Origin of the sequence: Paenibacillus periandrae, from assembly GCF_022458865.1 — a bacterium.
Taxonomy (GTDB): Bacteria; Bacillota; Bacilli; order Paenibacillales; family NBRC-103111; genus Paenibacillus_S; species Paenibacillus_S periandrae.
Genome location: NZ_JAJNMU010000011.1, coordinates 93238 through 116824, shown reverse-complemented (window position 1 = coordinate 116824; position 23587 = coordinate 93238). Strand labels below are relative to the sequence as shown.

Sequence of the window (23587 nt, the reverse complement as noted above, 5' to 3'; positions counted from 1 at the left end):
GATCATAACTGCTTCCTTCAGGTCTAAAGATTAGCTGCAGCCACCGCTGCAGCTTCCTCCTGTAGAGCAGCTGCCCGTTGAACAACTTCCACCGCTTGCAAGCGGATCATTACTTGGTACTTTGATCGTATCCGAAACACTGTGCGCTATCGTTTGCGATACGGAATACAATAAATTGTCTAGTCTCTCCTCAGCCAGCTTGAACCTTCTAACGGACTCCAGACTATCTAACTGATTTTGAATTTCCTGTACCTGTCCCAGTGCGGCATGATAATCAGGGTGAAAATGCCCAAACCTCTGGCACTCCTCAAACAACTCTTTCTTCTTGTCAAACTGACGCACCAAACCGCTTACTTGCGCATCCTGATCTAATCGCTGCTTCCAATATAGAAACTCCGCTGTCTCAGCGGAACTTTTTATCATGTCCCCCAAATCATACGCCTGCATGAGAATAGCAGACATGTCCAAGGTTTGCGCTTCTGTTACTGCCATCACCGCACCTGCCTTTTCGAATGTTTATGATTGTTGTATTCTCTACTATCATAACACACAAAAGGCCCTTATGCAGATCAATATTTCTCGTATATTCCTGGTACAATGATCCGCATTTCATCACAATCACTGATTAACAAGCTAATTTCTTTACCATGCAACGCGTCATAACCCGATACACCCCAATTTCCATCTATTTCCTGCAGCATTCTTGGAATGATTACGCGATCTATTCCATTACCGCGGATCTGCAGTTCTGTTTTCCATTCCATAGCCTTCAGCGTGATTTCTCTTCGTGTACTCGAATGATAGGAACGATATTCCTTCATCCATGCGGCTGGAACCGTACGAAGCTCCGAATACAGCTCTGATAAAGAAGGGAGCTGCCGCTCCATTTCCAATTGGATAAATGAATGACGTGAATCCAACAGCCCTTTTCTATGGGCCAGCTGTTGGCATGCTTCCACCTTAGGCATGTCAGACTCCGATGTGTCCATAACTATGGTACTATCCTTATCGATGTCAAACACACCTGCCTTAAAACCAAGCTCTGCAGACCACTGATCTATCGTAAATTGAACATGTTCTGGAATACCATCAACGGCATGTTGTTCAAGAAATGCAAGTATATATTCCACTCTTCGCCCTGTTTGGATACCACGCTGCAAGCTCTTCTTGGTTATATGATAAAGTGACATTGAATCCGTATAAAGATGATCAGCCACGGCTGCAAGCTCCCAGCGTACGGCAAATCCGACATCAGGCGGAACCAGCACTTCAAAGTCCGGCTGAATATACAAATACCGTGCCGTATCCTCCTTCTTCACAGCTTCAGCCAGTGGGTGCTGACTCCAACGATAGCAATAAGTCTCTTCTTGAGACATGCTAATACCCTTTTCCAACCAGCCGAACGCGAGCAATGGATTAAGCCAAAGAACTTCCAATTGTTCCACCAGCATTTCGTCATGAAGCAATGAGGTAGCCGGTATAACTTCACAATCTCTTAGCCAACTTAAAATATGATCTCCACTTATCCATTCCTCATTCGGCAGATGTTCCAGCACAAGAACGGCATGCTGCAGCCACGTCTCTGTCGGGAACATCAACTCCTTCCACAACAGATACAGTCGTTCATTTTGCTCCGCTTCACTCAAACACAGCCAACGCCTGCTTTCCTCAACCTGAAGCACGAGCTCCTCGTCCTGATACCTGACGATTTGCAGCCTGATCATGAAATCCAACACAACCGCAATCGATTCACTATACACATTCATATAAGCATACTGAATTCCGCATGCTTTGAATGCATCATCATCGAGGAAAAGTACTTTTTTCCATTTGAGTAGGGTTCTTTTGGGCAATGCTCCGCTTCTGGTCAGTTTCATGTCATTCTGGCTTATATACACCATAGACTGAAATATATTGTGAACAAGTCCAGTCCTACCTTGATCTGTCAGTTCGATATCCGTATATTTCAACGGCTCTCTATTCATTGCTGTATAACGCCCTTCACCTTGAGGCCATAAGATCTGCTGCCACATCGCGAGCCCATCATGAGCCATAACGTACAGCTGCTCTCCCCAAGATTTGCGCAATACGTACAGAAATCCCTTTTCAACAAGCAGCAGCAGTCCAACCCGAGCTTCAGCTCCAGACATTAAAGAATGCGTAAGCCGCTCAAGCTTGGGCCACTCAAAAGGCACACAGCCTACATGAATAACCAGCAGCTGCAGTAAACGGCGTTCCCTTTCGGACAAATGTCCGTATATCGATTTCATGATTTCGATATCGTTCCAAATGGTCACAAGTTGGTATCCTTGCTGTATCCATGGTGCATAAATGCGTTCGGTCTCCAGCTTTTTTATAAAACCCGGCTCCATTCGACCCAGAAAATAGGCATGGTTCATAATCGAACGACCTCGGATTGCACAGACTGCCAGGACTGAATCCGGTAACGATACCCCTGCTCGACCAAAAATAACTGTCGGTTCAGCGCGTAATCCTGCTCCTTGGTGTTATCTGAAACAATCGAATAAAAGAAAGCCTCATTCCTATTTGCTTTGGGTCGTAAAATCCGACCGAGCCGCTGCGCCTCCTCCTGCCGCGAGCCGAAACTGCCCGAAATTTGGATCGCAACCGCTGCATCCGGCAAATCGACGGCAAAGTTAGCTATCTTCGATACAATAAGCACCCTTATCTTACCATTTCGAAACTTTTCAAACAGCTCCTCACGTCTTTCCTGAGAAATTTCACCGTAAATCAAAGGAACCTGCAGGACATCAGATATTTGCTTGAGCTGTTCGATATATTGCCCGATAATAAGAACCTGTTCGGTCGAATGCCTCTTTAATAGTTCTTGAATAACACCATATTTGGCACTGTTCATGCTGGCCAATCTCATTTGCTGCCTCGGCCCTGAGACATCATACCGGTTCCTCTCGGCCTCAGTTAGCTCGACACGGATTTCCGAACAGTTTACAGATGCAATCCAGCCCTTGCCCTCCAGTTCCTTCCAAGGCATGTCGTATCGCTTGGGACCCACGAGTGAGAACACATCCTCTTCTCTGCCGTCTTCTCGAATGAGAGTAGCCGTAAGACCAAGCCTTCTTGTAGCTTGAATATTTGCAGTAACACGAAAAACCGGAGCCGGCAGCAAATGCACCTCATCATAGACGATTAATCCCCAGTCACGTTTATTAAACAGATCCATATGCACAAACAAATCATCCTTAGACTTCCGGTAGGTCAAAATTTGATAGGTGGCGATCGTAATCGGTCGAACCTGCTTGATCAAACCGCTGTATTCCCCAACCATATCCTCCGTCACGTTCGTTTTATCTAGAATTTCACGCTTCCATTGCTTGACTGATGTACTATTCGTCGTAAGAATCAAGGTCGCACAATTTAGCTTGCCCATTGCTGCTATACCTATAAGTGTTTTTCCCGCCCCGCAAGGCAGCACCAGCACACCACTCCCTCCAAGCGTACTTCCCTCCTGATAAAAGGAATCGACAGCAACCCGTTGGTAATCCCGCAGTTCAAAAGACTGACCCTGCCCAGTGGAATGCTTTAAATTAATGGGTAATTCTTCACCACGAGAATAACCAGCCAAGTCCTGTACAGGGTAACCCAGCTTGATTAGCTCCTGTTTCAGAACGCCCCGAAATGTGGAAGAGAAGCGCAGGGTTCGCGAATCAATCTGACACAGTCCATAGGAGCGAAGCGATCTATACGACACCATCTCTTTAATAGCATCCACATCATCAGAAACCAACAGCAGATCCTCTCCCAAACTTTCTATCCGCACCAAACCGTAACGTTCAACGAATCTTCGAATATCCTGCTTAACATGGACAGAGACACCGAATTTTGCATACTGCTCCAGAAAATCAACGATTTCCGCTGTCGTCATCCCCGCTGCTGCCGCGTTCCATAGCGATAGCGCAGACATCCGGTAGGTATGAATCGCCCCTGGAGTCTTCACCAAATCAGCAAAACGGGTCAATACAATTCGAACCTGCTCCGAATCAGGATGACGTGCTTCAAGAAGCACCGTAAAATCGTTTTGCACAACAAGCGGTTTTTTCGAATCTATCTTCATGTGGTCCCTCCTAAGGGCTTTCCTTCGGAAAGCCCACTTCGTAAGCATCTACTGGGCTTTCCGCAAGAAAGCCTGCTTCATAAGTATCTGCTTGGCTTTTTACAGGAATATTTCCATCGGTTTTACGTCCATTTGGCTTTCGTTTCCAAAGCCCATCTCCTCTAGTATGAAAATAAAGGGAGTAAAATAAACATTGTTTCTCTTTACAAGCCATTTCTTCAGGTTCTACAATGAGGAACGGAGCGGAATTAAATAAATACGAGCTGCATAGGGGGACTCATGAGACAACGATCAATCATACTGGCTTTATTACTTTGTTTTTTTATCCTCATCACAGGATGCCAGCAGCAAGAGCAAGCGGCCTCCTCCAAGCAAAATCGTCAGCAAGTTAAAATCGAACGCGTGGTGGATGGCGATACACTGGAGATTCAACTAAACGGCAAAAAAGAAAAGGTAAGACTGATAGGCATCGATACGCCGGAGACGAAAAAACCGAACACACCAGTCATGTTTTATGGAGAAGAAGCCTCAAGCTATACGAAGAAACGACTGGATAAAAAAACAGTAGAGTTGGAATGGGATGTGGATCGCAAGGATCAGTACGACCGTCTGCTTGCCTATGTGTGGATTGAGGACGAGTTGTTCAATCGTACGCTGGTAAGCGAGGGCTACGCACGGATAGCAACCTTTCCACCTAACGTGAAGTATGTGGACTTGTTCAAAAAGGCTCAGGAGGAGGCACGCCAAAAACAAAAAGGCTTATGGCAAAATTACGAGGCAGCGTTTGAAAAAAGGTGACCAGGCGGGAGCAATCCCACCAGTCACCTTTTGTTATTGAAAGTATAGATCGTAGATTAATGCGTACCTTTTACGTCCAATTGCAGCTCTTTGGTTTCTTTAACCAAAGTAGAGTTTTTAATACGTTCCTGCAGCTTCTCATAATACAGGTCTTCATTGATTGGCAGATCTACCCAATTGTCAGTCCATGACGACAAGTGCATGGCATTGGATAGTGTCAAGCCTTTAATACCCTCTTCACCAGGAGCCAACAGCTTGGTTCCTTTTAGGATATGGTCAACAAAGTTTTGTGTAATACCTTTATGCTGTGGTCCTGGAGCTCCGATTACAGGAACTTCACATTTCCAGCATTCAGGAGAACCGAAGCCACCTTTAAATTCGCGGTTAAAGTCAGGCTCGGATTGACGCAGGCGCCAGAAGGTCAGCTTGTCATCTTCGATCACGATTTTACCGTTGTCGCCACTAACTTCGTAACGGTTTGTTCCTGGTGCTTCACCTGTCGTTGTTACGAACAGCCCTGTAGCGCCATTCTCATATTCCACGTACGCCGTTACATCATCTTCAACCTCAATGTTACGGTATTTACCAAAGCCGCAAAATGCTCTTACGCGCTTCGGCATCATATCTATAGTCCACTGCCACAAGTCCAGCTGATGCGGATCCTGATTGATCAGAACACCGCCGCCTTCTCCAGCCCAGGTAGCGCGCCAGCCGCCTGAATCATAATAGCTCTGGGAGCGGTACCAATTGGTAATAATCCAGTTCGTACGACGAACTTGACCAAGTTCACCAGAAGTAATTAAATCTCTCAGCTTTTGATATAGAGGATTCGTACGCTGATTGAACATAATGCCAAATGCCTTATCGGATTTAGCCGCAGCCTCGTTCATTTCACGAACTTGCTTCGTGTATACGCCTGCCGGTTTTTCGACCAGAACGTGGTAACCATGAGCAAGTGTTTGAATAGCAGATGTCGGATGGTCATAGTGTGGAGTTGCTACTATTACAGCATCGAATGCTTTGGATGCGAAAAATGCCTCCGCATTATCGAACAATTGAATATTTGCATTGCCATGATGGGTTCTAACCCATTCGAGTCGGGTTGGGTCTGTATCCACAATGGCGGTCAACTCGGCGCCATTTACTTGGCCTTTGGTCAAGTAATCGATATGGCTTTTTCCCATGTTGCCTACACCGATAATACCGATGCGTACTTTATCCATTCGTATTTCCCTGCCTCTCATTTAAATTAAAAAGAATAATTGTAAGCATTTTCTTGCACACGTTTATTATACATTGCACACGTTAACATTACAACAAAAAAAACGTTCCCCCATAATGTTCAGGGAGAACTTAAATATTCACTACATGCAGGATAATAGCAGAAATTAAATTAGATCTTCACTTTTTCTTTTTCAGAAATCTGGTTTAAAGCTTCGCCAGCTTCATCCGCGAATTTGTCTCTTACTGCAAGGTCACCAATCGATACGATCCCGACCAGCTTTCCGTTGTCCACAACAGGTAACCGGCGAATTTGCTGTTTGGCCATCAGCTTGGCAGCCTCGTCGATTGTGGTTTGAGGAGTTGCACTTGTAATTTGCGTGCTGCTCATCACGTTTTCAACTGCTGCTGAGCCTTCTTTTTTCTCGGCCAGACCACGAATGACGATATCCCGGTCGGTAATGACACCAATTAATTTGGTTCCTTCAACGACAGGTATGAATCCCGTGTCCTCCTGCTTCATCTTTACGGCAACCTCATATACGTTATCTTTTAGAGTGACCGTAGCAAATTGCTTTGTCATGATATCCTTGATTAGTGATGCACCCATGCGAATTTCCTCCCGGAGTATAGTCTGACGCAAGCCGGTTCAAACAAAATAACCGTGCTTTTGCCGCAGACATAGATTTCCCCGAACTGTCCGTTCCCATTCGATTAACCTCTATCCATTCTGGCAGTCCATAACCATGGCAATAAATAAACGCGCCGCGTCTCTCATCGAGCTTTCATCAATATCAAATTTAGGGTGATGATGCGGATGAACAATTCCTTGTTCAGGATTGCCCGCCCCCACAAACATAAAGCAGCCCTTACGCTCGTGTAAGTAATAAGCAAAATCTTCTCCAGCCATAATAAGTGGTGAAGGTTTCACAGGAACAACCTTTTCTCCGGCCCGCAAAAACCGGCTCGCCTCACCCTCATCGTTGACAACCGGCGGATAGCCCATTTTATAATCAAAGCTGTATTCCGCCCCATACATCTCACAGGTTTGTCCGACAATCCGCTCCATCCTGTCTTTTACATCCAGACGTAGTTCAGGATCATAAGTCCTCACGGTTCCATTCAAAGCGGCCGACTCGGCAATAACATTAAAGCTGCTTCCACTATGAAAAGAGCCTACAGAAACAACACAGGGCTCGGTTGGACTCACGCTGCGGCTTACAATGGTTTGTAAATTTACGACAACCTGCGAAGCGATGACGATACTGTCGATCGTTTGATGCGGAAGCCCTCCATGACCACCCTTGCCTTTTACCACAATTTCAAATTCGTCGGCCGCGGCCATCATGGGACCCGGTTTGGAATACGCAGTACCCACAGGAAATGGTGTCCACAGATGAATTCCATACACATAATCAACTCCGTCCAATGCACCTTCCTTGATCATATTAATTGCGCCGCCGGGACTTTGTTCTTCCGCATGCTGAAATATGAAAACAACGTCACCTTTCAGCACCTCTTGATTTTCTGACATGGCCTTGGCCACACCCAATAAAGTAGAAGTATGCGCATCATGTCCACAGGCATGCATAATACCTTTATGTTTTGATGCGTATTCACAGGTCTTCTCATCCTGAATAGGCAGGGCATCCATATCCGCACGCAGGGCCACTGTAGGACCATTGCCATTTCCCTTTAACCGAGCTACGACACCATGCCCACCGACATTTGTGCGTACATTGAGTCCCCACTGCTCCAAGTGCCGTGCCACAAAGGCCGCTGTCTCCCGTTCATGATAGGACAACTCCGGATGCTGATGCAAATAACGCCGCCAGCTGATCATCTGGGGAACGATAAGATCTATAGCTTGCAATAAAGATTCCATCATCTGATACCTCCGGTTTGTTAGGATGTACCTATTTTAACAAAAAAGCCAACAGCTTTCATCTATGTGTCACAAGAACTTCAAATTTTATTGTCATGAAACCTTCACAAGTAGCAATAGGCTTGCACAAGTTTGGGAAACATACTATCATGAATAAAGGATTATAGAGATCGTTTTTCTGCGAAAAACTTTTAGGAGGACTTTACAATGATTATTGAAAAAAACGGTTTATTAGGACTTAAAAGCGATTTGGCTCATTTAGATGAGGTTTCATCCAAATTAGGTTTTGTTCGCTGGCAGTGGGAATATACGCGCGCTACTTATGATTTGAAGCTGGTTGACAAGACAGATCAAAGCGAATATTTTCTGCGAATCAATACACGCACAGAATCCGGCAAGCTCGAATCCCCCTATGCCATTCTTTACATAGAGCATATTTATATTGGAAGAGCTACATTCCCGCACGGTCTGGATTATCAATCCCCGGTACCGGATAGCATTATGAAAATTGCAACACAAAAGCTTACACAGCTAAAAACCGAATTGTCCTTGTAATGGGCAGGGCCTCATGACTTCCCAGCGAAGAGGAACACCGGATTTTCTGTTGCTTTTTTTAGCCTTTTCCTTAGTATGCTTCGGACTAGCCATGGTTTTTAGTGCCAGCATGGCCTACTCGCGTTATGATTCCGTTACGGCTACTATGCTCAATGATCCGTCGTATTTGGCGATCCGCCAGGCAGCCGCGATTGCATTGGGCACGGTAGCCATGTTTTTTTGTATGAATATTAATTATAATGTTTTGAAAAAATGGATTGCCCCAGCCTTCATCGTAGTCGTTATTATGCTGGTGCTGGTCCCTATTTTCGGAAATAAAGTAAACGGCGCTAGAAGCTGGTTCGTTATTGCCGGTTTCGGGATACAGCCGGCCGAATTTGCCAAGCTGGGAGTCATTCTTTATTTGGCTGCGTTAATCAGCAAAAAAGAGGATAAATTTCGCAGCTTCAAAAAAGGGTTGCTTCCTGCGTTGACAATTGTCGGCTTTGTATCAGCCTTAATCCTTCTCCAACCCGACCGCGGCTCGACAATGATTCTTGTTCTCTGCGCTTCCATCGTGATTATAGCCGGAGGAGCCAATTTAAAGCATATCTTTTTGTTAGGCGCTGCTGGTGCATTTGTGCTGTCGATCGGTATTGCAATTTATGTTATTAAAACCAAATTAAGCGGTCAAAGCTATCTTTTGGACAGGTTTACTTCTTTTATGGACCCCTTTGCAGACCCACTTGATACCGGCTATCAGATTGTACAATCTTTATACGCCTTCGGTCACGGCGGTATTTCCGGTGCAGGCTTCGGTCAAGGCATTCAAAAGCTGCATTATCTTCCTGAAGCGCATAATGACTTTATATTCTCGATAATTGGTGAAGAGCTTGGTTTTATTGGAAGCTCGCTGTTTATTCTCATTTATTTGGCATTTCTCTGGAGAGGCCTGCTGATTGCCATTCGTTGTAATGAACTATTTGGAACGTTGGCAGGGGTTGGAATTATCGGCATGATTGCCATACAAGCACTTATCAATCTGGGTGGTGTTACGGGAAGTATTCCTTTGACAGGTGTTACTTTGCCTTTAATCAGCTATGGAGGCTCATCCATGCTGGTTACGCTCATCAGCCTCGGCATTCTACTTAGTATATCCCGAGAATATAATAAACCGGAAAAGGAAACAAAAAAGAGAGCCTAGATTCGTGCAAGGGCTCTCTTTTTGTGCGGCTTCTATGCCAGTCCAGTGATCGATTTGATTACTTCACCCGAAGTGCTTCTTCCACATGTACTTCTTCCTCGCGGAAAGCAACCCCTTCAACCTTCACATTAACTTCGACAACGGATAATCCTGTCATGTTTTCAACGGCATCACGAACGTTCTGCTGAAGCTCGCTACATACTTCTTGAATCTTGGAGCCATAATTCACTATGACACGTAAATCGATGGCAGCCTCTACTTGACCTACTTCGACCGAGACACCTCTTTGCACATTTTTACCACTCAGTCTTTTAGCTAACCCTTCAGAAATGCCTCCCGACATCGCAGCGATCCCGGAAGTTTCCAACGCAGCTAAGCCTGCGATTGTTGAAACAACATCATCTGAAATGCGGATAATACCTGTTTGTATTTCTTCGGACATATGGATCACTCCTTAGTGGGTTATATTCATATTGTAATGACTTCCCATAGGGAAAGCAACTTTAATCGGACAAACTTCGGCTTATTTTGCACACTGTTCCTATACGTTGCTATGTTTACGGAATTCCTTTAAATGGGTATAGTAGAATAGGTTTTATTGTTAACAGGTATACTTTAGACAAGGGGGGATCAACATGAAGCGTCATTTGTTTAGCATTGGGCTGATTGCGAGCTTTTTATTAAGCGCAGTATCCCATTATTCAGGGATATTCCCTTCTGCCGTGCAGCTTGCACTTTCTTGTATCGCTATCATCTTTGTTGCGGGATTTCTCGGTAAAGCTACAGAAAGCGTGGCGCACTATGCAGGAGAACGGGTTGGTGGTTTTTTAAATGCCACTTTTGGAAACGCAGCGGAACTAATCATTGCCTTTTTTCTGGTCAAGGAAGGTAAATTCGAGATTGTCAAAGCAAGCATTACCGGTTCTATTATCGGCAATCTGCTGCTGGTTCTCGGACTTAGCCTGTTAATCGGAGGACTGAAGTACAAGGAACAGAACTTCAATATTAAGCTTGCGAGTCATAATGGTTCCTTGATGCTGCTGGCTGTGATCGCCTTGTTTGTACCAGCTGCTTTTGCAAGCTCCCTGACAACTTTGAAAATGTCCACCCTCAGCATCACGGTCGCAGTTGTGTTGATAGCTGCTTACTTGCTCTGGCTGTATTTTTCGATGGTTACCCACAAGAATGAGCTTGCCGATGAAGCTGTTGAGCATGGTGAGCCTGCGTGGTCCAAAGGACTATCGATCTTCTTTCTGGTTCTGGCAACAGCAATGGTTGCTGTACAGAGCGAGTGGCTTGTCGGAACGCTGGAAGTCTTCACGCATCAATTTGGATTGTCTGAACTATTTGTCGGTGCCTTCGTTATTGCGATTATCGGTAACGCCGCCGAGCATAGCGCAGCTGTCATGCTTGCTCGCAAGAACAAGATTGGGGCCGCTGTAGAAATCGCTGTCGGCAGCTCCTTGCAAATTGCCCTGTTTGTAGCCCCTGTGCTAGTGCTCATTTCCCTGTTTTTTGGCAAAACCATGGACATTGTGTTCACCACATTCGAGCTCGTTGCCATTGGAGTTGCGGCGATTATCGCTAAATCGATTTCCCAGGACGGGTCAACTAACTGGTATGAGGGCGTGCTTCTGTTAGTCGTTTATTGTATACTGGGCATCGCATTTTTCCTTGTATAAAATTTACATATATCTGCCAGTCTGCTGTATGGCAGTAATTTCAAAAAAAAGAGTAACCTTCTGTATAAGAAGGCTACTCTTTTCTGCTTAATGCCTCGTACAGTTCCGCCAAATTTCTTTCCAGCTTGATCAAAATTTGCTTCCCCGTTATTTCTGAAACCAGTTCAGCACGAATGGCAAAATCAATTTCCCTTGACAAGCCGTACATCTGAGTATCTAACACCTCTTCATACAAAGGGCATTTGCGCGTGGTCAAATTCTCCATCTGTACTTCGATGAGCTTTTCGATTTTATCAGCATCCTCTTGAAGAAGAAGAAATGCTTTCTGTGATAGGCTGAGTAACAAATCGGATGATGACATCGAGCTTCCCCCCTGAACGAACTTCATAGCTTAATATTAGTCGAAAATGTCCCAATACACAAGAGAGTCGTCCATCATCTTCTCTGATAATCGTCCAAAATGGAGCAATTAAAAGAAAAAAGCAGCTCCATCCTAAGATGGAAGTGCTTTTTACCATTATTCTTGGATACTGTTAATTTGCAAGTTATGCTTAGCGAACACTTCTGCCATAGCTTTCTTAGCATCTTCCGCGTCAGGACCGTGCACATGCAGATCATAATCACTGCTAGTCAACAAAGTCGTGAACAATCCCAGAATACTTTTAACATCGATGTACTTGTTCTCATACTGTAAAACAATGGATGATCTGAATTTGTTAGCAGTTTGGGAAATTTCAACGATTGCTGCGTTATTGGCACTTGACATTTTGAATCCCTCCATATGTATCAGCGACATCAAAACAACTAAAAATAAATCGCTTTCTTTCTTTGATTTTACCTTGGATAACTGCAAATCGCAACTACTATTTCAAATGCTCAGGATTCAGCCCTTCCAACTCTTCGATCACAAAACGACCATTCTTACGGATCAGCACATCGTCAAAATAAATCTCACCGCCCCCATATTCAGGGCGTTGTATCAATACAAGATCCCAGTGTACGGATGAGCGATTTCCATTGTCAGCCTGCTCATAAGCCTGGCCGGGGGTGAAGTGTAAGCTCCCGTCAATCTTTTCATCAAACAGCGTGTCCTTCATTGGAGTTAATATATGAGGGTTGAAGCCCAAACTGAATTCTCCAATATAACGCGCCCCTTCGTCCGTGTCCAGCACCTGATTCAAGCGCTCGGTATTATTGCTTGTGGCATCCACAATCTTGCCATTTTCAAAACGAAAAACAATTTGTTCAAAAGTAACCCCCGACTTTACACTTGGAGTATTATAAGTGATCGTTCCATTGACTGAATCGCGAATGGGTGCCGTATACACTTCACCGTCTGGAATGTTCCGTCGGCCACAGCATTTGACCGATCCGATGCCTTTAATCGAAAATTCAATGTCCGTACCCGGCGATACGATCCGTACACGGTCTGTCCGGTTCATAAGCGCCTGCAGCGGGTCCATCGCCATCGACATCTGAGCATAATCCAGATTGCATACGTCAAAATAAAAATTTTCGAATTTGGCTGTGCTCATTCCGGCGAGCTGCGCCATTGAAGCATTCGGATACCTCAGAACGACCCAGCGCGTCTTCTTGACCCTCTGCTCCAAATGTATCGGTTTACGATAATAAAGGTCATACAGCTTCATCTGCTCCTCAGGCACATCCGACATCTCGCTTACATTAGAGCCTGCACGAATGGCCACATAGCAGCTCATATCCTTCATGCGCTTCAGATCCAACTCTGCCCAGTGCTCAATCTGCTCACGGGTTATCGAACGCAGCATCGCGCTTTGCACGACAGGGTCGATCAGTTCAACATACGGAAGACCTCCTCTAGCGTATACCTCTTCTACCAAGCAGCTAACGATTTCTCTTTCCGAGCCGATCATTTCTATCAACACTTTCTCCCCTGGCTGAACATCCAGAGAATATGTAACCAGGTTTCGAGCCAACAGTTCCAAACGCGGATCTCGCAAAGCCATCATCTCCTTTTCAGCCTAGTGTATCATTTTATTGAATTAAAATAAATCAACGCACCACTTGACATAGAGGGGTATCGTCTTATAAAATAAGAAGTCGAGAACGCACTAGCCTAAATTGTATTTAGGTTAGTCGTTTATGGTGGAAGTCATGTGTACACCCTCACTGATTTTGTTGCTAGCAGGACAGCGGCTGTGACTCCTGACAGATGCCGAGCGATACCATTCGCTCATGGCTTCAAACGAAATTGGGCACATGCTTCACCCGAAGAAAACCTAACCAAACAAAAATTAAATCCATTAATGGAACGAAGGAGCTCGTATACATGTCACGCTACACAGGCCCTAAATTTAAATTAAGCCGTCGTCTGGGTATTTCCCTAAGCGGTTCCGGTAAAGAATTGAAACGTCCTTTCCCTCCAGGTCAACACGGCCCAGGACAACGCAAAAAACTGAGCGGTTATGGTGTTCAACTTCAAGAGAAGCAAAAGCTTCGTCACATGTATGGAATGAACGAGAAGCAGTTCCGCAACTTGTTTGACAAAGCAAGCAAGCAACAAGGTATCTCAGGTGAAAACTTCATGATCCTGTTGGAAAGCCGTTTGGACAACCTTGTTTACCGTTTGGGCTTTGCTCACTCCCGTGCAGGAGCACGTCAATTGGTTGCTCATGGTCACATCACAGTTAACGGTAAAAAAGTAGACATCGCTTCTTACACATTAAGCGTTGGTGATGTTGTAAGCCTTCGTGAAAGAAGCCGTAACATCGCTTCCGTTAAAGAAGCTTTAACTAACCGTAACTACCTGCCTGCTTATGTTGAATATAACGAAGCTGCTCAAGAAGGTAAATTTACTCGTTTACCAGATCGCTCTGAGCTTCCGCAAGAAATTGACGAAAAGCAAATCGTCGAGTTCTACAGCCGTTAATTTTTTATTTCAATCAGATACAAAAAACTGGATGCCTCGGCATCCAGTTTTTTGTATCTTCTACTCACACAATTTTTTATACTAACTCCATTCACTTCTGCTGAAGGATCAGTATGATCATGACATCTTGTATTAGCCCAGCTTAATTTTGGCAAATTTACGCTTGCCCACCTGAATGATATCGTCTTCCTGCAAAGTAAGACTCGTGTTCAAATCCTCGATTTTTTGCTCATTAATCTTGACTCCGCCCTGCTGTATGCTGCGACGAGCTTCACTGTTTGAAGCAGATAATCCTAGGGTTACCAGCAGCTTCACGATACCGATTTGACCATCCTCCAGAGCATCTGCAGCTACTACAAATTCCTCAATATCCTCGGGCAGCGCACGCTGTTGAAATACGGTAACAAAGTGCTGCTGTGCGTCGCTTGCTGCTTGCTCTCCGTGATACATGCTTACGAACGTGCGAGCCAGCTGCATCTTGGCATCACGAGGGTGAACCTTGCCATCAAGCAGTCCTTCTTGCAGCAGCTTCAGATCTTCATTACTCATGCTAGTTGCCAGCTCATAATATTTGGGCATCAGCTCGTCGGGAATCGACATGGCCTTTCCGTATATTTGATTCGGCTCTTCATCGATTCCAATGTAATTGCCAAGACTTTTGCTCATTTTGTTAACACCATCCAGCCCCTCCAATAGAGGAGTCATAATGGTTACCTGGGTAGCAACGCCATATTCTTTTTGCAGCGTACGTCCCATCAGCAAATTGAACTTCTGATCCGTTCCACCAAGCTCTATATCGCTTTTCAACGCAACCGAATCATAGCCCTGCATCAGCGGGTAGAAAAATTCATGAACATGAATGGCTTGTCCCGTTGCATAACGTTTGGAAAAATCGTCCCGTTCCATCATACGTGCTACGGTAACTTTCGCTGACAGCTGGACAACATCTACAAAGCTCATCGGTCCAAGCCATTCGGAGTTATAATAAAGCTGGGTTTTATCAGCATCGAGAATTTTGTAGATTTGCTTCTGATAGGTCTCAGCATTACGTTTGACGTCCTCTTCGGTCAGCTGCTTGCGTGTTTCCGATTTACCTGTCGGGTCACCGATACGTCCTGTGAAGTCCCCGATGATCAACTGCACCTGATGACCTAGCTGCTGGAACTGGCGAAGCTTATGCAGAACTACCGTGTGACCGATGTGAATATCGGGAGCGGATGGATCTAAGCCCAGCTTTACTTTCAACGGTTTGCCTGTGACCACAGATCCGATAATTTTTTGTTTAAGCTCATCCTCCGGTACAATTTCAACTACACCGCGACGAATCCACGACAGTTGCCTTTCCACTTCCTGCTGCTGCTCTGCTGTTAGCTCTTCCCATTTTGCCATAATCTGCCGCCTCCTCAATAATATCCATACATACAAAAAAAGCCCTCTCATCCACAAGGGACGAGAAGGCTATTGCTCGCGGTACCACCCTAATTAAAGCCGGCACTAAAGCTTGCACCAAACGCAGCTTTGCCTAAGCTTTCACTCGACAACGATAACGGGTCTAACCCGACAGAAAGCTACTGACATTGACAATGGCTCGACAAAAGCTGAGCAACATCCCATGCGTTCCCTCTCCCTGCTCCGGACGGTAATTCGAATAAGATCAAGTATCGGTTCGCACCATCCACCGACTCTCTGCCAAGCTTTGTACCCTATTCTACTGCTGTATCAGCTCTGTAAAGGAGCCCCTACTTAAAGTCCATCAATGCATTTTTCCATATATGGTTACATGATTTATATCACAACCACTTTGCGTTGTCAAACATAATACCGAAGTAATTGTCGAACACTAGTGTCCATCGTGAGTTCCTTTGTGGTATAATAAACCACGTATGTCGTTCCAAAATCGGGAGGAATTGTTATCGGTATGGAGATGGAAATGGAGAAAAAGAAACTTACAGCTTGGCATGTAATATGGAGTATCGTCAAATATACGCTCATCACCATCAAGTGGATACTGATTATTTGCGTAATAGCCGGATTTTTGGGAGGCGGCGTGGCCTTTGGTTATGTCTCCGCACTCGTCAAGGAAGAGCCTATCCGAAGCAAGGAATCCATGACCGCTCAGGTTCAGGAAAACGCACTCTCGGGCTTTGTTTATTTCAATGACGGTTCCATTATCGGACAGCTCCGCGGAGAAGAAGATAGGCTTATGGCCAAGCTTGAAGACATTCCTCCGCAAGTTATTGATGCCGTCTTTGCCATTGAAGACAAAAATTTTTACGAGCACAATGGAATAGACTTTAAAGGAACAGCAAGAGCCATTTATCAAAAGCTGATGAAACAAGATATTCAAACAGGGGGCAGTACGATAACCCAGCAGCTCGCGCGGCGTGTGTTTTTAACGCTGGATCGCGAGGATAGCCGAAAAGCCAAAGAAATCTTTTTGGCGATGCGGATGGAGCGACTGATGTCGAAAGATGAAATTCTGCTCGCTTACTTGAACAAAATTCCATATGGAAATGGTTCATCCGGTTACAACGCCTACGGGATCAAAGCGGCGGCTAAAGGGATTTTCAATATCACCGATTTGAAGGAGCTCAACATTGCTCAAGCCGCCTATTTAGCTGGAGTCCCTCAGCTTCCAAGCAATTATTCTGCATTTTCCAGTAAGGGACAATTCGACGGGGCTGCATTTAAACGGGCCACAACAAGACAACAGCTCGTACTGCGGCGTATGCTGGAGGAAAATAAGATCAATCAGCAGCAGTACCAGGAGGCACTGGATTTTGACCTGCAGGGCTCATTGGCTGAGCCGGTCAAGAAGGCTTACTCCACCTATCCATATTTGATGATCGAAATGGAAAAAGCGGCAGCCAAAGCGATTCTCTCCGTACAGGATCCGAAGCTCAGCGCTCAGCCGAACTCCGATGCTTACAACGAAGCTTTGAGAAACACCCAAGCCCAGTTAGGGCGGGCGGGCTACAAAATTTACACAACGCTCGACAAGGATATTTATGAGTCCATGCGCGATATTGCTGAAAACCCTGCCAATTTCACTCCAGATGATCCTGTTAAGGGCGTAGAACAAATCGGGGCAGTTATGATGGATTCGAAGAGCGGCGCTATTCTTGGCATGATGGAAGGCCGTGATTTCTTTACGGAGCAAATGAATCATGCTACTCAAGCTTACCGTCAACCAGGTTCGGCAATGAAACCAATCGCTGCTTTCATTCCCGCTATGGAGAAAGGCGCGATACAGCCTGGCTCGATTATTGACGACGTTCCTATTCTATTGAAGGACCGAGGTAGCTATCACATACCGGAGAATTGGGATAACCAGTTCCATGGTTTAATCACAGCACGCAGAGCCTTCAATCAATCCTACAATATACCGGCCATAAAAATATTTTTGGATGTAGTCGGTATCGAGAATGCGTGGGATTTAGCCAAAAAAATGGGGATTACATCCATTGCCAAAGAAGATTACTCCGCACAAACAGGAGTTATTGGGGGGATGCGCAATGGAGTTTCGGTCAAGGAGTTAACGAACGCCTACAACACGATTTCCAATAAGGGTGTCCATAATGAAGCGTTCATGATTCAACAAATTACCGACTCCACAGGAAAGGTTATTTATGAGCATGAGGCCAAACCGACTCCCCTGTTCTCTGAGCAGACTGCCTATCTGATGACAGATATGATGCGAACAGTGGTTACGGCTGGTACAGCAACAGATTTGATGAGCAAATTTAAACAGTATGGAAAAATCGCTATTGTTGGTAAAACAGGCTCAACACAGGATGATGCAGATGCTTGGTTCATGGGTTACACACCGGATATTACATTAGGTGTCTGGGCAGGTTATGATTCTCCTGTTCACAAACTAAGCAGCCGTACAGGTGGCACCTCGCGGGCTAAAAACATCTGGGCGTTAGTTATGAATGACGCTGTGAATAAAAAACCTGAATACTTTCCAACCAAGACATTCAAGCGGCCTGAAAATATTGTAGAAATGACGGTTTCCGGTTATTCAGGAAAGCTTCCGAGCGCCGCCTCTTCCAAATCCGGGAAGCTGGTTACCGATATATTCAACAGAAAATATATTCCTACTGTTGAGGATAATGTTTTTATAAATTTATCAATTATTCCGTTTAACGGAATTAACTACATCGCTCAGGAATCGACCCCTGCCGAATTTGTGACCGAAAAAACGGTAATCAAACGTGAAAAATCCGTCAGCGGCATTCTCAAGCAAATACAGGAGATTATGCAAAAGGTTTCACCTGATCGTCGTCGTTCCATTGATCATTATCGCCCTCTCGATTACGAAGATGACGCTCCAACAGAGAATGATCCTCGGGTCGATGATGGCAAGCCACCTGTATCTCCCATTACGGTTGTTGCAACACGTGCAGGCGATACAAGCGTTATTACATTTCAAGCTAGCAGCAGTCCGGACACCGTTGGTTATCGTCTATACCGTTCTCTCAATCGCGGTCCTTTCGAGCGTCTTGGCGGCAAAATCACATTTGCTGGCGAAGAGACCAAATTTACAGATCAGGCTGCAGGAAACGGTGTATTCGGATATTATGTAACTGCCGTGGACGTTGGAGGTCAAGAATCTGCTCCAAGCAAAGCCTCCTTTACGGATGGTTCTACAGTGGATCCATTGTCGCTCATTCCCGATGTGTCTGGAGCAATTCTGCCACCTCCATTGACAGGTAGTCCTACAGGAGCTGCTTCGACAGGTGGAAACACGGCCACAGGTACTGCTGCGCCAGGAACAGGCACAACAGGGAATGGCAGTACGAATGGCCCAGGTAAGCCGGAAGCAGGTTCGAACAACAACGGTACCAATAATGGCGCTGCCCCAGGTACCCCGAATCAGGGAGAATCTTTATTCTCCCCAGGACCGCCATTAGCGGTTCCTGACACACCTGCGGGCATGTCTATTAAAGCGGTCGAAGCTGGCCTAGTCATAAGCTGGAAAGCCAACCCAGCCAAAGACAAGGTTAAGCAGTACACCATTTATTACAGCGACAAAGAAACAGGTACTTACAGTAAACTGGGTACTATTAGCAACGGTACGGAATTCCGCTATTACGCCGCTGTCTATGATGGTTTTTATAAGATAACAGCTGCGAACGATTTAGGTGAATCGAAGCAGTCAGCTGCAGTCAGATTCAAAAAGTAAATATAAAAAACACCCTTTCGCGATCAATGTTCATATGGATGAACGCTAGATCATGAGAGGGTGTTTTTTATTATAATTTTAAACTGCATCAAGCAAATGATATTAATCTTCTATTGTGGACAAATCTCCGGTAGGCAGATTCAGTTCCCATGCTTTGAGAACACGACGCATAATTTTGCCGCTGCGTGTTTTGGGAAGCTTATCTTTAAATTCGATTTCACGAGGCGCTGCATGTGCTGACAGCCCTTCTTTTACAAACCTGGATATTTCCGTCTTAAGCTCATCAGAAGGTGTGTAGCCTTCGCGCAATGCGATGAATGCTTTAATAATCTCACCTCGCATCGGATCTGGCTTGCCTATGACTCCAGCTTCAGCTACAGCCGGGTGTTCAACCAGCTTGCTTTCTACTTCAAACGGACCTACACGCTCGCCTGCCGTATTGATCACATCATCCACACGACCTTGAAACCAGAAGTAACCGTCTTCGTCATAGTAGGCCGAGTCTCCCGAAATGTACCAGCCCGGGATTCGGAAGTATTCTTCGAATTTGGCAGGATTGTTCCAAATCTTACGCATCATGGATGGCCAAGGTGTTTTAATGGCCAAATTGCCCATTCTGTAGGGTGGCAGAATATTACCCGAATCATCGACAATGGAAGCTTCAACACCAGGAAGCGGCTTACCCATGGAACCTGGACGTATAGCCATGCATGGGTAATTACAAATTAATTGTCCGCCAGTCTCCGTCATCCACCAAGTATCATGAATCCGTTGATTGTACACCTTTAACCCCCAACGAACTACTTCAGGATTCAATGGTTCTCCAACGCTAAGTACATGGCGAAGCTTGGATAAATCAAAGCTTGTGGATACCTCATCCCCAGCTCCCATTAGCATTCTAAAGGCAGTCGGAGCGCTGTACCAGACCGTTACACCAAATTTCTCCAAGGTACGATACCAGTCCTGTGGACTGAAACGACCGCCGCGAATTACATTGGTAGCCCCATTCAACCAAGGGCCAAATATCCCATAAGAAGTACCCGTAACCCAGCCAGGGTCCGCTGTACACCAATATACATCCGTTTCCTGTAAATCAAGCACTACGCGGCCGGTATAGTAATGCTGCAGCATTGCATTATGCGCATGAAATACGCCTTTGGGCTTGCCTGTTGACCCTGAAGTATAATGAATCAATAAACCATCCTCGCGGTCCACCCATTCGATATCCAACTGATCCGTTGACTGCGCCATTTCCTTGTGGAAGTCGACTTGTCCCTCAGATAGCTCAAGATTGTCGCCTACAATAATAATATGCTTCAAATCGGGAAGATCAGCTACAGGGATTCTCGATACAAGCTGAGGAGTTGTTACGATCGCAATGGCACTGCTATCCTGCAGACGATCTCTAACAGCGGTTTCCATAAAGGCTTCAAACAAAGGACCTACCACTGCACCTACCTTAATCGAGCCAAGCAAAGCAAAATAGAGCTCAGGTGTACGCGGCATAAAAATAAATACGCGCTCTCCCTTGGTGATACCGAGCTTGCGCAGCACGTTCCCAAATCGGTTGGATTGCTCCTTCATCTGTTGATACGTATAGGATTCTTCACGCTTGTCGTCACTATAATGAAGAGCAATTTTATCCTTTCTGGAGGACTCGGCGTGTCTGTCAATGGCCTCATATGCGGCATTTACTTTTCCGGTAGTCGCCCAGGTAAATTGTTGTTCAATCTGTTCCCAGCTGAAATTTGCACGTTCCTGTTCATAATCTTTCATATTCGATGATGTCGAAACCGCTTCAATACTCTCAATGTTCGTATGATCCATATCAAGTGCCTCCCGAATTTTAACAATTGATCTCGATAAAACGCTTACAAGCCCTTTATCGAACTGTTAGCTTTTATACAATGGCTATTATACCATATCCCGTTTTATCCGACTAACTCTTCTTGCACAAAATTTCGGCTGAGCTGTGTGCTGACCCTTTTCGGGTAGCTGGCTGGACCAGACGGCTTCCAAGAAGCTGCCTCACATGCTATAATCTGCGATAAGGTAACCTATGAACCTCGCTTTATCCTCTGAAAGGAGAAGAACGGCATGCAGCATATAAAAATATACCATTCGCAGCTTGTCCCGAGCAGCAATTCTTCTTCGATTGTTGTAGAAGGCCCTGTTCCGCCTGAGCAATTAGCGCAATACCGGATGCACCCCGATCTGGACGCATTTCGACGTCCTCCCGAGCAGTTTATCGCTCTCGTTGAAATCGCTGAGCTGCCAGAAGGACGCATCATTGTATCACGAATTGAAGATCTTATCATTGGTTATGTAACTTTTCATTATGCAGACGAAATGGAACGCTGGTCGCAAGGTCATATGGAGGATTTAGTAGAGTTAGGAGCTATTGAGGTTGCCGATGATTATCGCGGACTTGGACTCGGAAAACGTATGATCCGACTTGCCTTTGAGGATGGCCAAATGGAAAATGTCATCACTTTTACTACTGAATATTATTGGCACTGGGACTTGGAAAAAAGCGGGTTGAATGTGTGGGATTACCGCAAAATGATGGAAAAGCTGATGCAAAGTGTAGATATGGTCTGGTTTGCTACAGATGATCCCGAAATATGCTCACATCCTGCCAACTGTCTGATGGTCCGTGTAGGTAAACAGGTGCCCCTGGCTTCTGTCGAGCAGTTCGATCGTGTCCGATTTCAGCAACGTTTTATGTACTGATTGTATTCATACCCGGGGGCGTAAATAATGACGATTCCAGCATTTTTTATTTATGATGAAAGTGAAACGGGATATCGCTTTAATGAGGATCATCCCTTCAATCAAAAACGGTTAAAGGTGACCGTTGATTTGCTGCGCAGTCTCGATACGCTGCCTGATCAAGCCATACTATCGCCCACCGCAGCCCTCGATGAGCAGTTGCTGGCCGTTCACAGTGCTGACTACATAAACGAAGTCAAATTACTGAGTGAAGCTGTTCCGAATCCCGAGGCCATCCATCAGGCCAGTCGTTACGGACTGGATACGGAGGATACGCCTTATTTTCAGGGAATGCATGCCGTAACCTCCACAGTGGTTGGAGGCTCCCTGCTGGCTGTCGATACGGTGATGAGCGGACGCTCCGAGCATGCCTTGCACTTGGGAGGCGGACTCCATCATGCATTATCAAACAAAGGTGCCGGCTTCTGTGTGTATAACGATGCGTCTGTAGCCATAGAGCACGCCAAGAAGCAGTATGGCGCGCGCGTACTGTATATCGATACTGACGTTCATCATGGCGATGGCGTACAATGGAGCTTTTATACCGATCCGGACGTATGCACGGTATCCATCCATGAAACCGGAAAATATTTGTTTCCCGGGACTGGTGCTGTAAATGAACGAGGCGAAGGCATTGCTTTCGGAACCTGTATCAATATACCCTTGGAGCCTTATACCGAGGATGCCTCATGGCTGGAATGTCTCGAGGAAATTCTTAACAAGGCTATTGACCATTTCAAGCCTGATCTGATCGTGTCCCAGCACGGCTGTGATGCGCATGCGTATGACCCCCTGTCCCACATCCACTGCAGCATGAATATTTATAAAGCGATGCCGCGGCTGATTCATCAGCTTGCCCATCAGTATTGCGAGGGACGTTGGGTAGCGCTTGGTGGCGGCGGGTATGATATCTGGCGGGTCGTTCCTCGTGCCTGGAGTCTCCTCTGGCTTGAAATGAACGATCATCCGCTACTGGATCAGATTGAGCAGGACCCAACGCTAAAGCTGCCAGCAGCGTGGCTCTATCAGTGGCAGCAAGAGTGCCCTGACGTGCTGCCTGCAACATGGCTGGATTGTACAGATGAGTGGGATCCCATGCCTCGCCGTCATGAAATCACATTAAAGAATCGACACATTAAAGAATTAGCTGCACTTTATTTGCCATGACCAGGGCATGCTGAAGCGCGGTGTTCTTCCCCTAACCAGGTAGAATCAGAGCCTGTCGGATGTGCCATTTCAAAGTAAAACACGTAACACAAAAGCCTGCTTTCCACAAATATGGAGGCAGGCTTTTGTACATGC

21 protein-coding genes are annotated in these 23587 nt (G+C 45.7%); 8 read left to right on the top strand and 13 right to left on the bottom strand.

The features are described 5' to 3' along the window. Window positions 1-30 precede the first annotated feature (30 nt). The 4 genes from LRL21_RS19425 to LRL21_RS19410 all read right to left on the bottom strand — a co-directional run bounded on the left by LRL21_RS19425 (window position 31) and on the right by LRL21_RS19410 (window position 4307). Window positions 31-492 carry a YlbF/YmcA family competence regulator gene (locus LRL21_RS19425; protein WP_240417462.1) on the bottom strand — a complete coding sequence of 154 codons (462 nt, stop codon included), beginning with the start codon at window positions 490-492 and terminating at the stop codon, window positions 31-33. Between the two features lie 77 nt (window positions 493-569). Further along, window positions 570-2399: a helicase-associated domain-containing protein gene (locus LRL21_RS19420; RefSeq protein ID WP_240417461.1), complete on the bottom strand. Its 1830-nt coding sequence runs from the start codon at window positions 2397-2399 to the stop codon at window positions 570-572. Further along, entirely contained in the window at window positions 2396-4093 is a 1698-nt protein-coding gene (locus LRL21_RS19415; RefSeq protein WP_240417460.1) for a DNA repair helicase XPB, read from the bottom strand. The genes LRL21_RS19420 and LRL21_RS19415 overlap by 4 nt, the downstream gene beginning before the upstream one ends. Before the next feature lie 10 nt (window positions 4094-4103). Then, on the bottom strand, window positions 4104-4307 hold the full coding sequence (locus LRL21_RS19410; RefSeq protein WP_240417459.1) for a hypothetical protein: 204 nt from the start codon (window positions 4305-4307) through the stop codon (window positions 4104-4106). Between the two features lie 65 nt (window positions 4308-4372). Between LRL21_RS19410 and LRL21_RS19405 the strand changes: the two genes are divergently transcribed. Continuing rightward, the gene (locus LRL21_RS19405) at window positions 4373-4891 is read left to right on the top strand and encodes a thermonuclease family protein (protein ID WP_240417457.1); all 519 of its coding nucleotides are present in this window, start codon (window positions 4373-4375) and stop codon (window positions 4889-4891) included. A 56-nt stretch (window positions 4892-4947) separates the two neighbouring features. Here the strand turns inward: LRL21_RS19405 and LRL21_RS19400 are convergent, their stop codons facing one another. The 3 genes from LRL21_RS19400 to LRL21_RS19390 all read right to left on the bottom strand — a co-directional run bounded on the left by LRL21_RS19400 (window position 4948) and on the right by LRL21_RS19390 (window position 7997). Continuing rightward, window positions 4948-6114, bottom strand: coding sequence for a Gfo/Idh/MocA family protein (locus LRL21_RS19400; protein WP_240417455.1), 1167 nt, complete (start codon window positions 6112-6114; stop codon window positions 4948-4950). 170 nt (window positions 6115-6284) lie between these two features. Then, a complete protein-coding gene (locus LRL21_RS19395; RefSeq protein WP_076236004.1) occupies window positions 6285-6722 on the bottom strand; it encodes a CBS domain-containing protein in 438 nt (145 codons plus the stop codon). A gap of 111 nt (window positions 6723-6833) precedes the next feature. Next, the gene (locus tag LRL21_RS19390) at window positions 6834-7997 is read right to left on the bottom strand and encodes an amidohydrolase (protein WP_240417627.1); all 1164 of its coding nucleotides are present in this window, start codon (window positions 7995-7997) and stop codon (window positions 6834-6836) included. A gap of 207 nt (window positions 7998-8204) precedes the next feature. On the opposite strand from LRL21_RS19390, the gene LRL21_RS19385 reads away from it, so the two are divergent. Continuing rightward, on the top strand, window positions 8205-8552 hold the full coding sequence (locus LRL21_RS19385; protein ID WP_240417454.1) for a YugN family protein: 348 nt from the start codon (window positions 8205-8207) through the stop codon (window positions 8550-8552). Between the two features lie 13 nt (window positions 8553-8565). Continuing rightward, a complete protein-coding gene (gene ftsW, locus LRL21_RS19380; RefSeq protein ID WP_240417453.1) occupies window positions 8566-9735 on the top strand; it encodes a putative lipid II flippase FtsW in 1170 nt (389 codons plus the stop codon). A gap of 58 nt (window positions 9736-9793) precedes the next feature. On the opposite strand, the gene LRL21_RS19375 is transcribed toward ftsW, so the two are convergent. Further along, on the bottom strand, window positions 9794-10177 hold the full coding sequence (locus LRL21_RS19375) for an Asp23/Gls24 family envelope stress response protein (protein ID WP_076236001.1): 384 nt from the start codon (window positions 10175-10177) through the stop codon (window positions 9794-9796). A 193-nt stretch (window positions 10178-10370) separates the two neighbouring features. On the opposite strand from LRL21_RS19375, the gene cax reads away from it, so the two are divergent. Then, the gene (cax, locus tag LRL21_RS19370) at window positions 10371-11417 is read left to right on the top strand and encodes a calcium/proton exchanger (RefSeq protein WP_240417452.1); all 1047 of its coding nucleotides are present in this window, start codon (window positions 10371-10373) and stop codon (window positions 11415-11417) included. A gap of 73 nt (window positions 11418-11490) precedes the next feature. On the opposite strand, the gene LRL21_RS19365 is transcribed toward cax, so the two are convergent. The 3 genes from LRL21_RS19365 to LRL21_RS19355 all read right to left on the bottom strand — a co-directional run bounded on the left by LRL21_RS19365 (window position 11491) and on the right by LRL21_RS19355 (window position 13396). Beyond that, entirely contained in the window at window positions 11491-11778 is a 288-nt protein-coding gene (locus tag LRL21_RS19365; protein ID WP_240417451.1) for an Fpa/YlaN family protein, read from the bottom strand. A 156-nt stretch (window positions 11779-11934) separates the two neighbouring features. Then, a complete protein-coding gene (locus LRL21_RS19360; RefSeq protein ID WP_076235998.1) occupies window positions 11935-12183 on the bottom strand; it encodes an HPr family phosphocarrier protein in 249 nt (82 codons plus the stop codon). Between the two features lie 97 nt (window positions 12184-12280). After that, a complete protein-coding gene (locus LRL21_RS19355) occupies window positions 12281-13396 on the bottom strand; it encodes an aminopeptidase (RefSeq protein WP_240417626.1) in 1116 nt (371 codons plus the stop codon). 329 nt (window positions 13397-13725) lie between these two features. Here LRL21_RS19355 and rpsD point away from each other — a divergent pair, with 329 nt between their 5' ends. Further along, window positions 13726-14325, top strand: coding sequence for a 30S ribosomal protein S4 (gene rpsD / locus LRL21_RS19350; protein ID WP_240417450.1), 600 nt, complete (start codon window positions 13726-13728; stop codon window positions 14323-14325). A gap of 132 nt (window positions 14326-14457) precedes the next feature. Here the strand turns inward: rpsD and tyrS are convergent, their stop codons facing one another. Next, complete coding sequence (gene tyrS / locus LRL21_RS19345; protein WP_240417449.1) at window positions 14458-15714, bottom strand: tyrosine--tRNA ligase; 1257 nt, start codon at window positions 15712-15714, stop codon at window positions 14458-14460. A gap of 541 nt (window positions 15715-16255) precedes the next feature. Between tyrS and LRL21_RS19340 the strand changes: the two genes are divergently transcribed. Further along, the gene (locus tag LRL21_RS19340) at window positions 16256-19513 is read left to right on the top strand and encodes a transglycosylase domain-containing protein (protein ID WP_240417448.1); all 3258 of its coding nucleotides are present in this window, start codon (window positions 16256-16258) and stop codon (window positions 19511-19513) included. A gap of 102 nt (window positions 19514-19615) precedes the next feature. Here LRL21_RS19340 and acsA read toward each other — a convergent pair whose 3' ends face one another. Beyond that, window positions 19616-21340 carry an acetate--CoA ligase gene (gene acsA, locus LRL21_RS19335; protein ID WP_240417447.1) on the bottom strand — a complete coding sequence of 575 codons (1725 nt, stop codon included), beginning with the start codon at window positions 21338-21340 and terminating at the stop codon, window positions 19616-19618. A 270-nt stretch (window positions 21341-21610) separates the two neighbouring features. Here acsA and LRL21_RS19330 point away from each other — a divergent pair, with 270 nt between their 5' ends. Together LRL21_RS19330 and LRL21_RS19325 are read left to right on the top strand one after the other, a co-directional pair. Further along, entirely contained in the window at window positions 21611-22246 is a 636-nt protein-coding gene (locus LRL21_RS19330; RefSeq protein ID WP_240417446.1) for a GNAT family N-acetyltransferase, read from the top strand. Window positions 22247-22273: 27 nt separating this feature from the next. Further along, window positions 22274-23452 carry an acetoin utilization protein AcuC gene (locus LRL21_RS19325; protein ID WP_240417445.1) on the top strand — a complete coding sequence of 393 codons (1179 nt, stop codon included), beginning with the start codon at window positions 22274-22276 and terminating at the stop codon, window positions 23450-23452. Window positions 23453-23587: the final 135 nt, after the last annotated feature.